The sequence below is a fragment of the Inquilinus sp. CA228 genome (assembly GCF_052078665.1).
Classification (GTDB): domain Bacteria; phylum Pseudomonadota; class Alphaproteobacteria; order DSM-16000; family Inquilinaceae; genus Inquilinus.
Genome location: NZ_JBQJIK010000015.1, coordinates 93,014 through 108,099 on the forward strand (window position 1 = coordinate 93,014; position 15,086 = coordinate 108,099).

Genomic DNA, 15,086 nt, shown 5'->3' on the forward strand with positions numbered 1-15,086 from the left:
TGCGGGCCGGAATCCGGCGAGGCCCGCGTTTCTTGGTCAGCCGTCGCCGTCGCGGCGGAACAGGTTGCCGGCGAGAATGGCGATGATCAGCACCACGCCGATGACGACGATGGTGCCGTCGCCCTTCACCCCGGCCAGGGACAGGCCGTTCTTGATGGCCTGCATCAGGATCAGGCCCAGCACGGTGCCGACGATCGTGCCGCGCCCGCCGAAGATGCTGGTGCCGCCGAGGACGACGGCGGTGATGACGTCGAGCTCCAGCCCCGTGCCCATGTCCGAGCGCGTGGTCGACACGCGCGACACGAAGACCACGGCGGCGAGCCCCGCCATCAGGCCCGAGCCGGTATAGATCAGCAGCTTGGTGCGGTCGACACCGATGCCCGAGAAACGGGCGGCGGTCTCGTTGGCGCCGACCGAATAGGTCGACCGGCCGAAGGTGGTGAGGCCGAGCACCACGGCGGCGGCCACGGTGACGATCAGCAGGATCCAGAGCTGCGAGGGCACGCCGAGCGCCTCGCCCTGGCCGAGGCCGAAGAACCAGTCGGGATAGCCGCGCACCGAGCGCGCCTGGCTGATGCCCTCGGCCAGCCCGCGATAGAGGGCGAGGGTGGCCAGGGTGGCGATCAGCGGCGGCACCCGGAAGCGGGTGATGATCAGGCCGTTGACCAGGCCCGCCACGGCGCCGACCGCGAGCGCCAGGGCCATCGCGGCGGGCAGCGGCAGGCCCAGATTTTTCCAGAACACGCCGAGCAGGATGGCGCAGAGCCCCAGGATCGATCCGACCGACAGGTCGATGCCGCCGGTGACGATGACGAAGGTCATGGCCAGCGCCACCAGCCCGACCTCGGCCATCAGCCGGCCCTGGTTCAGCAGGTTGTCGATGGTGAAGAAGCGGTCGGACTGGGTGGCCAGCAGGGCCAGCGCCAGCGTGACCAGGATGGCGAGGATCGTCTCGTGCCGGAGAAGGAAGCGCAGCGACACCGGCGCCTCCTCAGAGCGCGACGCGCCGGCGCCGCACCATGTCGGCGAGCACCGTGACGAGGATGAGGAGGCCGAGCACGGCGCGCAGCCAGTAGGCCGACACGTTGAGGAAGATCAGCGCCGAGCCGATGGTGGCGAACAGCAGGGCGGCGAGGGTCGAGCCGATCACCGTGCCGGTGCCGCCCAGGATCGACACCCCGCCGATGACCGAGGCGGTGATGACCGTGAGCTCGAGATTGGGCGGCACGGTCGACTGGATGACCTGGAGCTGGGTCGCGAACAGCACGGCGGTGATGCCGGCGAAGACGCCGTGGATGGCGAAGACGGCGACCGTCGTCCCCTCGATCCGGATGCCGGTCGCCCGCGCCGCCTCGGCATTGCCGCCGACGGCATAGATCGACCGTCCGAAGGCCGAGTAGCGCATCCAGAAGGCAGTCAGGAGCGTCAGCACGACCATGAAATAGATCGGCAGCGGCAGGCCGAAGAGGCGCTTCTGGGCGATCAGGTAGTCGGCCGGCAGGTTGGTGATCCAGGCGCCGTCGGTGACGCTGATCAGGCCGCCCTTCAGGATCGACAGCATGCCGAGCGTCACCACGATCGACGGGATGCGGGCATAGGCGACGAGGCCGCCGACGAAGGCGTTGACCACCACGCCGGCGAGGATCGGCGCGGTCCAGGCGACCCAGACCGGATAGCCGCCGACCGCGAGCGTGCCGGAGAGCGTGGCGAGCACGCCGATCAGCGAGCCGATCGACACGTCGATATGGCCCGAGATGATCACCAGGGACATGCCCAGCGCGGCCACGGCGATATAGGCGTTGCTCGAGAAGATGCTGGTCAGGTTGGTGTCGCTCAGGAAGCGCGGGTTGACCGCGCCGACCACGACGAAGAGCACGACGAGGGCGCCCAGGATGACCAACTCCTGGCCGTAGGCGCCCAGGAAGCGGCCGAGCCGTCCGCTCCGGGCCGAGGAGCGGGCCGCGGCCGTGATCATCGTCATCAGGCGGCCTCCGCCGTGTCGCCGGACCGCGTCATCGCCGCGCCGACCGCGTCCGGCGTCGCCTCCGCCCGGTCGAAGGCGGCGGCGATGCGCCCGCCGCTCATGACCAGGATACGGTCGCTCATGCCCAGCACCTCGGGAAGCTCGCTCGAGATCAGCAGGATGGCGAGGCCCTGGGCGGCGAGCCGGCTGATCAGGGCATGCACCTCGGCCTTGGCGCCGACATCGATGCCGCGCGTCGGCTCGTCGAGGATCAGGATGCGCGGCTCGGTGGCCAGCCATTTCGCCAGCACCACCTTCTGCTGGTTGCCGCCGGACAGCTGGCGCACCGCCTGTTCGGGCCCGCGGGTGCGGATGCCGAAGCGCTTGATGGCGTCGCGGGCGAGGGCGCCTTCGCGCCGGAGGTCGACGATGGAGGCCTTGGCGATCCGGCCGAGGACCGCAAGCGACACATTCTCGCGCACCGTCTGCGGCCGGATCAGGCCCTGCAGGCCCCGGTCCTCCGGCACATAGGCGATGCCAAGGTCCCGCGCCTGGCCCGGCCCGCCGATCACGACCGGCTTGCCGTCCAGCAGGATCTCCCCCGATGTGGCCGGGGTGATGCCGAAGACGGTGAGCGCCAGCTCGGTGCGGCCCGAGCCGACCAGCCCGGCGATGCCCAGGATCTCGCCGGCGTGCAGCGACAGGGAGATGTCCTTCACCGTCGTGCTGTACGAGACGTTGCGCAGCTCGAGCATGGTCCGCCCGATTGTCGCCTCGCCCTTGGGGAACAGCTGTTCGATCGAGCGGCCGACCATCATCGACACCAGCGTCTTCTCGTCGACCTCGCCGATCGGCCTGGTGCCGATCAGTGCCCCGTCCCGCAGCACGGTGACCCGGTCGGCCAGGGCGAAGATCTCCGCCATGCGGTGGCTGACATAGACGATGCCGACGCCCTGGCCGCGCAGCCGGCGCACCACATCCATCAGCCGCTTGACGTCGGCGTCCGCCAGCGCCGCCGTCGGCTCGTCCATGATGACCAGGCGGGCGTTCCAGGACAGGGCCTTGGCGATCTCGACACGCTGGCGGTTGGCGACCGAAAGGCTGCCCACCCTGGCGTCGACGTCGAGATCGTGACTGTCGAGGGAATCGAGCAGCTCGCGCGCCCTGATCCGCATCGCCTCCCAGTCTAGCCCGCCCCAGGACCGGCGCGGCGCATGGCCGAGGAAGATGTTCTCGGCGACCGTGAGCTCGGGGAACAGCAGCAGTTCCTGGTAGACCGTGGCGATGCCGGCCTGCTGCGCCTCGCGCGGCGAGGCGAAGCTCGTCGGCCTGCCGTCGACGCGCAGCTCCCCGGCATCGGCCCGGTGCACGCCGGCGAGGATCTTGATCAGCGTCGACTTGCCGGCGCCGTTCTCGCCGAGCAGGGCATGGACCTCGCCGGGACGCACGTCGAAGCTGATGTCCTTCAGCACCGTCAGCCCGGAGAAGGATTTGGACACACCGGCGAGCTCGACGACCGCGGTCATGCCGGTGTCAGCGACGGTCAAGGCCGGCCTCGGATCCGAACGGCTGGCGCCGGGCGCAGCCGGGAGAGCCCTGCTCCGCCGATGCGCTCTGTCGGCTGATCCCCATGGGTGGCGTCCATCCCTGTCGATCCGGTTCCGAAGACCGTCATTGGAGATCGAGGCGCGGGGCGCTTCGTCCCAGTTCCAATCATCAGACCATAAAGAGGTTTTACTGTCACGTCCTCCAAGGGGGATCCGGTCCGCCCTCGGGGAACACGACACCCGGGATCGACAGTGCTAGACGGTCATCCTGCGACTGCCAGGAGCAACCGCGCGGGGTCTATTGCATAATGACGAATAAAAGTACAATCTTCGGCCGCCATACCGAGAGGGGCCGATGCCGCCGTCACCGCTGACGCCGCAGATCGCCGCGCGCATCATCGACTACGCCCGCGACCAGCCGCTGCGGGCGAACGACCATCTGCCGGCGCAGAAGCTGGCCGACCTGTTCCGCGTGTCGCGGTCCCCGGTCAATGATGCGCTGAAGCTGCTCGAGGCCCGGGGCGTCGTCCGGCGCGAGGCCAACCGGGGCTTCTTCCTGGCGCAGGACCCGGCCGCCCTGGCCGCGGAGATCGCGGCCGATGCCAGCCCGGAGGCGGGGGAGGAGGCCTATTTCCAGCTCGCCGACGACCGGCTGTCCGGCCGGCTGCCGGACCGGGTCAGCGAGAACGAGATCATGCGGCGCTACGACCTGTCGCGCAGCGAGGCGATCCGGATCCTGACGCGGATGGCGCGGGAGGGATGGGTCGAGCGCCTGCCCGGCAAGGGCTGGGGCTTCCTGCCGGTGCTGACCTCCAGCGAGGCCTACCGGATGGCCTATCAGTTCCGCATCGCGATCGAGCCCGCCGCCATCCTGCAGCCGGGCTACACGGTCGACGAGGAGGCGTTCCGCCGGGCGCGGACGCAGCAGCAGGCCCTGCTGGACGGCGACTACCGCACCCTGTCGCGCACCAAGCTGTTCGAGATCAACTCGCAGTTCCACGAGATGATCGTCGCCGGCTCGGGCAACCTGTACTTCCTCGAATCGATCAAGCGGGTGAATGCAAGCCGCCGGCTGGCGGAGTACCGCAAGACGCTCGACCGCAGCCGCCTGGTCGGCCAGTCGCTGGAGCATCTGCGCATCCTCGACCTGCTCGAGGCCGGCGATGTCGCCAAGGCGGCCGAGTTCATCCGCTTCCACCTGGAATACGCCCTCAAGCTGAAGGCCGACGGCACCCTGGCTTAGGCCCGAGCCTGCTGCGAGACCGGCGGCACCCTTTCGTGCAAAATCGAATTGACTTACGTTGCTGTATTATGCAATCCATCGATGGTGGTTGTCGCTCGCACCCATGGCGCGGCCGCTCCCATTGCAGCGATGCCGACCGAGCCGTAGCCCGCGGCCGGCCGGTGCTCCCCTCGGCGGGCGAAGACATGACGGGGATGGCGGAGGATATGTCGGCATGATCCCGGCCTACGACCCCCGGCGCAACGCGGTGCGGTCGCTGGCCGCGCTCGCGGTCTGGCAGAGCGGTGCCACGGAGCCGGCGCTGGAGCCGGACCTGCCGATGGTCGACAGCCATCACCACCTGTGGCGCCGCGACAGCGGCAACTATCTGCCGGGCGATCTGGCTTCGGATGCCGGCGGCCATGCCGTGGTCGCGACGGTCTGCATCGAATGCGGCGCCGGCTACCGGCCCGATGGCCCGGAAGAGTTGCGGCCGGTCGGCGAGACCGAGTTCATCGCGGCAGAGGCGGCGGGCGCGTCGAACGGGGTCGGCGCGGCGATCGTCGGCCGGGCCGATCTGCGCCTCGGGACCCGTGTCCAGGAGGTTCTCAACGCCCATATCGAGGCCGGGCAGGGCCGGTTCCGCGGCATCCGCCAGCCGCTGCGCTGGGACGCGGCGGGCATCGGCATGTTCGGCAAGCCGGGGCCGCGCGGCCTGGCGCTGGACCCGGACTTTCGCGAGGGCTTCGCCGCGCTGGCGCCGCTGGGCCTCAGCTTCGACGCCTGGCTGTTCCATCCCCAGCTCGACGAGCTGGTCGACCTGGCCCGGGCCTTTCCGGACACCGCGATCATCCTGAACCATGTCGGCGGCCCGCTCGGCGTCGGCGCCTATGCCGGCCGCCGCGACGAGGTGCTGGCGCTGTGGCGCCACGGGATCGCTGCCCTCGCGCAATGCCCGAACGTCCTGGTCAAGGTCGGGGGCCTGGGCATGCTCTATTACGGCTTCGACTTCCACGAGCGTGCCGTGCCGCCGGGTTCGACCGAGCTGGCCGCCGCGTGGCGCCCCTATGCCGAGGAATGCTTCGACCGGTTCGGCATCGACCGCTGCCTGTTCGAGAGCAACTTCCCGGTCGACAAGCAGAGCTGCAGCTACAACGCCCTGGCCAACGCCTTCAAGCGGCTGACCCGGGGTTTCTCGGAGGCCGAGCGGTCGGCCTTCTTCAGCCGCAATGCGGCGCGGACCTACCGCATCGAGATCGACCGGGCGCGGCACGACACCGTGCCGGCCGGCGAGGAGGCAAGACCATGACCGAAGCCGTGATCGACCGCAGCGCGGAGCAGGAGTTCGTCGAGCGCAACCGCGCCCAGTTCGACTTCGGCCGGACCACGATCTTCGCCAGCCAGGCGGATCCGCGCTTCGCCTACTGCCTCTACGTCCCGCCAGCCACGCCCGCCGGCCCGCTGCCGGATCTGGTGGTGACGATGCACGGCACCGGCCGCGACTTCGTCGGCTACCGCGACGCCTTCGCCGAATTCGGCCGCTGGAACAACTGCATCATCCTGGCGCCGCTGTTCCCGGTCGGCGTGCTGGGCGACGGCAACCGTGACGGCTTCAAATACATGCGTGAAGGCGACATCCGCTACGACCGGGCGCTGATCGCCATCGTCGATGAGGTGGCCGAGCGCTACGCCCTGCCGTCCCGCCGCTTCGCCCTGTTCGGCTATTCCGGCGGCGGGCACTTCACCCACCGCTTCCTGATGCTGCACCCGGACCGGCTGTGGGCCGCCTGCATCGGCGCGCCGGGCTCGGTCACGCTCTTGGACCCGACGCGCGACTGGTGGGTCGGCACCCGCAACACCGAGGCGCTGTTCGGCATCGCCGTCGACCCCGCCGCCCTGGCCCGCGTGCCGGTGCAGATGGTGGTCGGCGCCGCCGACCTGGAGACCTGGGAGATCACCCACCGCCCGGGCGGCCGCCACTGGATGCCGGACGCCAACCATGCAGGCCGCAACCGGCCGGAGAGGCTGGCCAGCCTGCAGCGGACCTTCGAAGCCGCCGGCGTCGCCGTGCGCTTCGATCTGGTGCCGAGCATGGCCCATGACGGGCTGGCAGCCGTGCCGGAGGTCCAGACCTTCCTGGCGGAGGTGCTGGGGCGCCGCCGGGCCATGGCCGGCTGACCGGCGGCAACAATCAGGCGCCAGGCACAAGGCGCCGGTATCGGACAAACAGGAGGCACAATCATGAAACGATGGACGCTCATTTTTGCCGCTCTGGCGGCGATGGCCGGTCCGGCCGCCGCGCAGACCATCACCGCGGCGCTGAACCAGGACATCCGCAGCTCCGACCCCGGCGTGAACCGGGACGGCAACACCGACATGGTGATCCTGCACGTGGTCGAGGGCCTGGTCGGCAATTCGGAGGGCGGCGAGGTCGGGCCGCTGCTGGCGCAGACGGTCGACGTCTCGCCCGACGGCACGACCTACACCTTCACCCTGCGCCAGGGGGTGAAGTTCCACAACGGCGCCCCGCTGACCTCGGCCGAGGTGCTGTGGAGCTGGAACCGCTACATGGACCCGAAGACGGAGTGGCGGTGCCTGCCGAATTTCGACGGCCGCAACGGCACCAAGGTGGTGTCGGCCACGGCGCCGGCTCCCGACACCTTCGTCATGGTGCTGGACAAGCCGAACGCGATCTTCCTGGACCAGCTGGCGCTGACCGATTGCGGCGGCACCGGCGTCCTGCACCCGGAGTCGGTCAAGGCCGACGGCAGCTGGGACAAGCCGATCGGCACCGGCCCGTTCAAGTTCGGCGAATGGAAGCGCGGCCAGTCGGTGTCGCTGACCGCCTTCGACGACTACGTCTCGCCGCCGGGCGACAAGCGCGACGGCTTCCTGGGCCTGAAGAAGCCGCTGGTGAAGGAGGTGCGCTTCCTGGCCATCCCCGACGCCGCGACGGTCAAGGCCGGGCTGCAATCCGGCGCGATCGACGTCTCCTCGGTGCCGGAGAGCGAGGTGAAGGAGCTGCAGGCCGACCCGAACCTGACGGTCGAGCTCGGCACCAACCCGGTGCGCCACAGCATCATCCTGCAGACCCGCGACCCGGTGCTGAAGAACGTCAAGATCCGCCAGGCCATGGCCGCGGCGATCGACTACCAGGCGCTGGTCGATGCGGTGACCGAGGGCATCGGCAAGGTCAACAACTCGCCGGTCTACCGGACCTCGCAATATTACGGCCCGGTCGAGCAGCAGGGCTTCACCTACGACCCCGAGCGAGCCAAGACGCTGCTCGCGGAGGCCGGCTACAAGGGCGAGAAGATCGTCCTGATCGCCAACAAGCGGTCGACCGTGCCCAGCTTCAACACGGCGGTGATCGCCCAGCAGATGTGGCAGGCGGTCGGGCTGAACGTCGAGATCGAGGTGCTGGACTGGGCCGCCCAGCTCGATAAGTACAACACCGGGGCCTACATGATGGAGGCCACGTCCTATTCGCCGCGCTTCGACGTCGCGCTCGGCTTCGAGCAGATCTCCGGCCCCAAGGACAAGCAGCCGCGCAAGGTCTGGGAGAACCCGGAGGCGCTGGCCCTGATCGACAAGGCGATGCAGGTCACCGACCCGAAGGAGCGGCAGCCGATCTTCGACCAGCTGCACAAGATGCTGCTGGAGGACGTGCCGGTGATCTTCACCCACAACGACAATGACTGCCTGGCCCACAACAAGCGCATCACCGGCCTGAAGCCGTGGGCGTCGAACCTGATCCTGTGGGGCGTGGCCAAGAGCTGACCGGCCGCGCCCCCCGAAGTCGAGAGACCATATGCTCCGTTTCATTCTGACGCGCGTGGCCATGGCGATCCCGACGCTGCTGATCGTGGCAGTGTCGGTGTTCGCCCTGATCCGGCTGATCCCGGGCGACCCGGCCGCGCTGATGCTGGGCGACCTGGCCGACCCCGCCAGCCTCGCCGACCTGCGGCACCGGCTCGGGCTGGACCAGGGCATCCTGGTCCAGTTCGCGATCTGGTTCGGCCATCTGCTGCGGGGGGATCTCGGCCAGTCCATCACCTCGCAGGAGGCGGTGCTGCCGCTGATCCTGGAGCGGTTCTGGGTCAGCGCCCAGGTGGTGCTGGCGGCGGTGCTGCTGGCCAGCCTGGCCGCGGTGCCGGCCGGCGTGATCGCCGCCTGGCGCCAGAACAGCCGGACGGACATCGCGCTGGTGGCGACGGCGACGCTGTTCCTATCGGTGCCGACCTTCTGGCTCGGCCTACTGCTGCTGCTGTTCCTGGGGCTCAAGCTCGCCTGGCTGCCGGTGGTCGGCTACGTCTCGGTCGCCGAGGACCCGATGCGCGGCCTGCTGTATCTGGTCATGCCGATCCTGACGCTGTTCCTGCACGAGACCGGCGTGATCCTGCGCATGGCCCGCGCCTCGACGCTGGAGGTGCTGCGGCTGGACTACATCACCCACGCCCGGGCGAAGGGGCTGTCGGAAGGGGCGGTGCTGCGCCGGCACGCCTTCAAGAATGCGTTCGGGCCGACCTGGACGCTGATCGGCCTGGTGCTGGGCAACCTGCTGGGCGGCATCGCAGTGGTGGAGACGGTGTTCACCATCCCCGGGCTCGGTCGCCTGCTCGTCGATTCGATCTTCGCCCGCGACTATCCGGTCATCCAGGGATGCCTGCTGTTCGTCGCGATCACCTATGTGCTCGTCAACCTGATCGTGGATCTCTGCTACCCGATCTTCGATCCGCGGGTGGCCGTGGAATGAAACGCCTCTCCCTCAACACCGTCACCGGCGGCACGCTCATCGCCGTCCTGCTCGCCACCGCGGCCAGCGGGGCGCTGTGGACGCCCTACGACCCGCTGGCGATCAGCTTCCGCGCCAAGCTCGGCGCCCCCACCGTCGCGCATTGGCTGGGCACCGACGAGTTCGGCCGCGACGTGCTCAGCCGGATCATGGCCGGGGCCGCGACCAGCGTCTGGATCAGCCTGCTGACCGTCACCGTCGCGGTCGTGCTGGGCACCGCGATCGGCGTCTTCTCCGGCTATGTCCGCGGCTGGGTCGACCGCATCGTCATGGCGTTCAACGACGCCCTGCTGGCCTTCCCCGGCATCCTCTTGGCGCTCGGGCTGCTGGCCGTGGTCGGCGCCAACAAATACGGGATCATCGTGGCGCTCGGCCTGGCCTATGCGCCGTCGGTCGCCCGCATCATGCGCGGCACCGTGCTGTCGCTGCGCGAGCAGGAGTTCATCGCCTCCTCGCGCGTCATCGGCAACTCCGAAGGCTACACCATGCTGCGGCACGTGCTGCCGAACTGCCTGGCGCCGCTGACCGTGCTGGCGACCTCGATGTTCGGCTGGGCGCTGCTGGCCGAAAGCGCGCTGTCCTTCCTCGGGCTCGGCGTGCCGCCGCCGGCGCCGACCTGGGGCAACATGCTGGCCAGCAGCCGGCCCTATATCGGCCAGGCCGTCTGGCTCGGCATCTTCCCGGGCCTGTGCATCTCGATGACCCTGCTCGGCATCAACCTGCTGGGCGATGCGATCCGTGACCGGCTCGACCCGCGGATGCGGGGGACGGCGTGATGCCAGGGCAGCACCACCCATTGCTCGCCATCGACGGCCTGACGCTGCAGATCGCCGGCTCCGGTACGGTCGTGGTCGACGGCGTCGGCTTCTCGGTCGATGCCGGCGAGATCGTCGGCATCGTCGGCGAATCCGGCTCCGGCAAGACCCTGGCGGCGCGCGCCGTGCTGGGGCTGGTGCCGCCGGCCATCCGCTGCGTCGCCGGGTCGGTCCGCTTCGAGGGCGAGGAGATCACGACGATGCCGCCGAAGCGGCTGCGCCAGCTGCGCGGCGCCCGCATCGGCATGGTGTTCCAGGAGCCGATGACCTCGCTGAACCCGTCGATGCTGCTCGGCGAGCAGCTGGACGAGGGGCTGGCCCTGCACCGCAAGCTGAAGCCGGCCCAGCGCCGGGAGCTGATCCTCGACATGCTGCGGCGGGTCGGGCTCGGCGATCCGGAGCGGGCGCTGACCTCCTATCCGCACCAGTTCTCCGGCGGCATGCGCCAGCGCATCATGCTGGCCTCGGTGATGCTGCTGCGGCCGGCGCTGCTGGTGGCGGACGAGCCGACGACGGCGCTCGACGCCGTGGTCCAGCGCGACGTGCTGGAGCTGATGGTCGGGCTGACCCGCGAGCACCGCACCGCCGTGCTGCTGATCAGCCACGATCTCGGCATGGTCGCCCGCTACTGCGACCGGATCATCGTCATGTGCAAGGGCGAGATCGTGGAGCAGGGGCGGGCGCAGGACCTGCTGGCCGCGCCGCGCCATCCCTATACGCGCAAGCTGCTGGCGGCGATGCCGCTGCGCGGGCCGTCGCGCAGCTTCCCGGCGGGCGAGACGCCGGTGGTGGCGGTGCGCGATCTGGTGGTCGACTATCCCGGACGCCGGATCCTGTTCCGGCAAGAGGCGGGCAAGCGCGCGCTGCACGGCATCAGCCTGGAGGTCGCGCCGCGCCAGGTCGTGGCCGTGGTCGGCGGCTCGGGCTCGGGCAAGACCACGCTGGGCCACGCCATCGCCGGGCTGGTCCGGCCGAGCGGCGGCGAGATCCTGTTCGGCGGCAAGCCGATCCACCGCAGCGAGGCCGGCTACTGGGACTACCGGCTGAACTGCCAGATGGTGTTCCAGGATCCGTACTCCTCGCTCGACCCGCGCATGACCATCGGCGGGCTGGTAGGCGAGCCGCTGCGCTTCGTCGCGGGCATGACATCGGGTCAAAGGGCCGAGCGGGTGCGCGAGGTGCTGACCGAGGTCGGCCTCGGCGACAGCTTCGCCGGGCGCTACCCGCATGAGTTGTCGGGGGGGCAGCGCCAGCGCGTGGCGATCGCCCGCGCTTTGGTGCGCCGGCCGAAATTCGTCATCGCCGACGAGCCGGTCTCGGCCCTCGACGTCACCGTCCGGGCCCAGATCCTGGAGCTCTTCGCCGGGCTGCAGGCGCGGCACGGCTTCTCCTGCCTGTTCATCAGCCACGACCTCGGCGTGGTCGAGCAGGTGGCCGACCGCGTGGTGGTGATGAGCGAGGGCCGGATCGTCGAGCACGGCACGCGCGACGAGATCTTCGACGCGCCCAAGCACGACTACACCCGCCGGCTGCTGTCAGCGGTGCCGGCGCTGGAGAGCGCGCCGAACGGCGGCGTGCGCCTGCTGTGGCGGCTGGACGGCGAGGCGGAACAGCAGGCGCGGGCCAAGGCCGCCGCCCTGTAGCGCGGCCGGGAACCATGAACGAACCAAGGGGGCTTCCGATGAAGACGATCGCACTGACCATGCTGGCGGCCTGCCTCGCGGCCGGGCCGGCCTTGGCGGGGGGCGACACGCTGCTGATCCGGCTCAACGCCGATATCCGCTCGCTCGATCCCGGTACCAACCGGGACGGCAACACCGATATCGTGCAGACCCATCTGTTCGAAGGGCTGGTCGCGTTCAAGGAAGACGCGACGATCGGCCCGCTGCTGGCCAGGTCGGTCGAGGTGTCGCCGGACGGGCTGACCTACACCTTCCCGCTGCGCGACGACGTCAAGTTCAGCAACGGCGCGCCCCTGACCAGCGACGATGTGCTGTTCGCCTGGAAGCGATACACCGACCCCGCCACCGGCTGGCGCTGCCTGACCGAGGTCGACGGCCGCGGCGCGGTCAAGGTGACCGGCGTGACGGCGCCGGACGCGCACACCGTGGTGTTCACGCTGGAGAAGCCGTCGGCCCTGTTCCTCGGCACCCTGGCCCGGCCCGATTGCGGCGGCACCGGCATCTATCACCGCAGCTCGCTGGGGCCGGACGGCCAGTGGCAGGAGCCGGTGGCGACCGGGCCGTTCAAGCTCGGCGAATGGAAGCGCGGCCAGTATATCGACCTGCTGCGCAACGACTCCTACGCGGCGCTGCCGGGCAAGCCCGACGGCCTGACCGGCAACAAGACGGTGGAGGTGCCGAAGGTCCGCTTCCTGATCATCCCGGACGAGGCGACGGCCAAGGCGGCGCTGCAGACCGGCGACATCGACCTGAACTACGATGTTGAGAGCGCCGATGTGGCGGACTACCAGGCCAACCCGGACCTGGTGACCGACACGGCGCCGACCATGAACATCAGCGACTTCCTGTTCCAGACCAAGGACCCGCTGCTGTCGGATGTGCGGATCCGCAAGGCGTTCCTGCTGTCGCTGGACATGGTGGAGCTGGTCGGCCAGGTCACCAACGGCCAGTCGCAGCCGAACAACTCGCCGATCCCGCCGCCCAGCGCCTATTACAAGGCGGCGCAGGCCGTGGTGGTGCAGCGCAACCTCGATGAGGCGAAGCGGCTGCTGGCCGAGGCCGGCTACAACGGCCAGCCGATCAAGATGATCACCAACAAGCGCTTCGCGCCGATGTTCGACCAGGCGATCCTGGCCCAGGCCATGGCGCAGGAGGCCGGGCTGAATATCGAGCTCGACGTGATCGACTGGGCGACGCAGCAGGACCGCTACCTGGCCGGCACCTACCAGATCATGTCGCACGGCTTCTCCGCGCGGCTCGACCCGTCGCTGTCCTTCGAGATGTTCTCCGGCGACAAGACCAAGCAGCCGCGCAAGGTCTGGGACAATCCGGAGGCGGCGAAGCTGCTGGCCGCCAGCATGGCGACCTCCGACACCGCCAAGCGGCAGGCGCTGCTGGACCAGCTGGAGAATCTGTACCGCCAGGACGTCGCCATGATCACGCTCTATTCCGGCGTGCGGACCGGCGCGGCCCGGGCGAATGTGGTCGGCTACAAGGGCTGGGCCCTCGGCTCGCCCCGCGCCTGGGGCGTATCGTTCAAACAATGAAGCGGGGGATTTCGATGCGATATGCACGCATGCCGATCGAGGTGGAAGCGCCGGAGGAGTACGGCTACGACCTGATCCGCTTCAACCTGTCCGAGAGCTCGGTGGCGGACCGCAGCCTGTCGCAGCTCGGGCTGCAGATCCCGGACCTGACCCTGCTGTACGGCAGCCATCGCGGCAGCGAGGTGCTGCGGACGCTGATCGCGGCGGAAGGGCCGGGGCTGAAGCCCGACGACGTGCTGATCACCGGCGGCGCGGCCGGGGCGCTGTTCATCGTCGCCACCGCGCTGCTGGGCCGCGACGACCATCTGGTGGTGGTGCGCCCGAACTACGCGACCAATCTGGAGACGCCGCGGGCGATCGGCTGCGCCATGACCACGGTCGATCTGCGCTTCGAGGACGGGTTCCGGATCGACCCGGACGCGGTCGCCGCCGCGGTCACGCCGCGCACCAGGCTGATCAGCGTCACCGCGCCGCACAACCCGACCGGGACGATGGGCAGCGCCGCGGATCTGCGGGCCCTGGCCGACCTCGCGGCGCGCAGCGGCTGCCCCCTGCTGGTCGACGAGACCTATCGCGACCTGTCCCTGGACGGCGCCCTGCCGCCGGCGGCGACGCTGGGGCCGCATGTCATCGGCGTGTCGTCGCTGTCTAAGGCCTATGGCGTGCCGGGCATCCGCATCGGCTGGATCGTCACCCGCGACCCGGCGCTGCAGGAGCTGTTCCTGGCGGCCAAGGAGCAGATCAGCATCTGCGGCAGCGTCGTCGACGAATGGATCGCCGAGCGGATCCTGGAGAACCGGGCGGCGATCCTGGAGCCGATCCTGGCGGAGATGCGCCGCCGCCGCGCTTTGGTGGCCGACTGGATCGTTGCTGAGGACCGGCTGGACTGGGTGGCGCCGTCGGGCGGGGTGGTGTGCTTCCCGCGGATGCGGGTGGAGCCGCCGGGCGGCACCGGCGCCTTCTACCGGCGGCTGCTGGACGTCCATGGCTGCTATGTCGGGCCGGGCCACTGGTTCGAGCTGCCCGACACCTTCTTCCGCCTGGGCTATGGCTGGCCGACGGGAGAGGAGCTGGAGTCCGGCCTGGCCGCGATCTCGGCCGCGCTGCGGGGCTGATCCAGCGAATCCCCGACCCTGGAGCGGAATGAATCGAGGTCGGGTCCCGTCGATGCATCCGGGCAGGGGCTGATGTCGAGCGACTTTGGCGCTGGCGGGTAAAGCGGGTCCCGGCCTCGACAAAGGACCCTTGCTCACCCGGAGGCGCAAGCGCCGCCGATCTCTCCCGCAAGCGGGAGAGGCAAAATAATCCGGATCTCGTAGGTTGGGTTCGCGGCAGCGAACCCAACAGGATCAAGGGCCGCGACGGCGGCGGCATGTTGGGTTCGCCAACGCGAACCCAACCTACGGTGTGCCGAGCATGATCGACAGCTTGGAGGTGGAAGTCCTCTGTCCAGCCTGATGGCGGTGAAGGACTAGCGAAGCGCAAGGGCGTCGCCGTGAGGCGGGGTCTGAAGGA

General features: G+C 69.6%; 12 protein-coding genes. 9 read left to right on the forward strand and 3 right to left on the reverse strand.

The window, feature by feature from the left end; genetic code table 11:
* Positions 1-36 precede the first annotated feature (36 nt).
* The 3 genes from ACTOWL_RS09745 to ACTOWL_RS09755 are packed head-to-tail and all read right to left on the reverse strand — an operon-like array spanning position 37 to position 3,510.
* Entirely contained in the window at positions 37-981 is a 945-nt protein-coding gene (locus ACTOWL_RS09745) for an ABC transporter permease (protein WP_441321023.1), read from the reverse strand.
* A 10-nt stretch (positions 982-991) separates the two neighbouring features.
* Entirely contained in the window at positions 992-1,981 is a 990-nt protein-coding gene (locus ACTOWL_RS09750) for an ABC transporter permease (RefSeq protein WP_441321024.1), read from the reverse strand.
* The gene (locus ACTOWL_RS09755) at positions 1,981-3,510 is read right to left on the reverse strand and encodes a sugar ABC transporter ATP-binding protein (RefSeq protein WP_441321025.1); all 1,530 of its coding nucleotides are present in this window, start codon (positions 3,508-3,510) and stop codon (positions 1,981-1,983) included. The genes ACTOWL_RS09750 and ACTOWL_RS09755 overlap by 1 nt, the downstream gene beginning before the upstream one ends.
* A gap of 355 nt (positions 3,511-3,865) precedes the next feature.
* Between ACTOWL_RS09755 and ACTOWL_RS09760 the strand changes: the two genes are divergently transcribed.
* The 9 genes from ACTOWL_RS09760 to ACTOWL_RS09800 all read left to right on the forward strand — a co-directional run bounded on the left by ACTOWL_RS09760 (position 3,866) and on the right by ACTOWL_RS09800 (position 14,686).
* The gene (locus ACTOWL_RS09760) at positions 3,866-4,753 is read left to right on the forward strand and encodes a GntR family transcriptional regulator (protein WP_441321026.1); all 888 of its coding nucleotides are present in this window, start codon (positions 3,866-3,868) and stop codon (positions 4,751-4,753) included.
* Positions 4,754-4,967: 214 nt separating this feature from the next.
* The gene (locus ACTOWL_RS09765; RefSeq protein WP_441321027.1) at positions 4,968-6,041 is read left to right on the forward strand and encodes an amidohydrolase family protein; all 1,074 of its coding nucleotides are present in this window, start codon (positions 4,968-4,970) and stop codon (positions 6,039-6,041) included.
* A complete protein-coding gene (locus tag ACTOWL_RS09770) occupies positions 6,038-6,910 on the forward strand; it encodes an alpha/beta hydrolase (RefSeq protein WP_441321028.1) in 873 nt (290 codons plus the stop codon). The genes ACTOWL_RS09765 and ACTOWL_RS09770 overlap by 4 nt, the downstream gene beginning before the upstream one ends.
* Before the next feature lie 63 nt (positions 6,911-6,973).
* Positions 6,974-8,512 carry an ABC transporter substrate-binding protein gene (locus tag ACTOWL_RS09775; protein ID WP_441321029.1) on the forward strand — a complete coding sequence of 513 codons (1,539 nt, stop codon included), beginning with the start codon at positions 6,974-6,976 and terminating at the stop codon, positions 8,510-8,512.
* Positions 8,513-8,543: 31 nt separating this feature from the next.
* A complete protein-coding gene (locus tag ACTOWL_RS09780) occupies positions 8,544-9,488 on the forward strand; it encodes an ABC transporter permease (RefSeq protein WP_441321030.1) in 945 nt (314 codons plus the stop codon).
* Positions 9,485-10,303, forward strand: coding sequence for an ABC transporter permease (locus tag ACTOWL_RS09785; RefSeq protein ID WP_441321031.1), 819 nt, complete (start codon positions 9,485-9,487; stop codon positions 10,301-10,303). The genes ACTOWL_RS09780 and ACTOWL_RS09785 overlap by 4 nt, the downstream gene beginning before the upstream one ends.
* Positions 10,303-11,985 carry an ABC transporter ATP-binding protein gene (locus tag ACTOWL_RS09790; RefSeq protein WP_441321032.1) on the forward strand — a complete coding sequence of 561 codons (1,683 nt, stop codon included), beginning with the start codon at positions 10,303-10,305 and terminating at the stop codon, positions 11,983-11,985. Before ACTOWL_RS09785 ends, ACTOWL_RS09790 begins: the two co-directional genes overlap by 1 nt.
* A gap of 38 nt (positions 11,986-12,023) precedes the next feature.
* Complete coding sequence (locus ACTOWL_RS09795; protein WP_441321033.1) at positions 12,024-13,571, forward strand: ABC transporter substrate-binding protein; 1,548 nt, start codon at positions 12,024-12,026, stop codon at positions 13,569-13,571.
* 14 nt (positions 13,572-13,585) lie between these two features.
* The gene (locus ACTOWL_RS09800; RefSeq protein WP_441321034.1) at positions 13,586-14,686 is read left to right on the forward strand and encodes a pyridoxal phosphate-dependent aminotransferase; all 1,101 of its coding nucleotides are present in this window, start codon (positions 13,586-13,588) and stop codon (positions 14,684-14,686) included.
* Positions 14,687-15,086 lie beyond the last annotated feature (400 nt).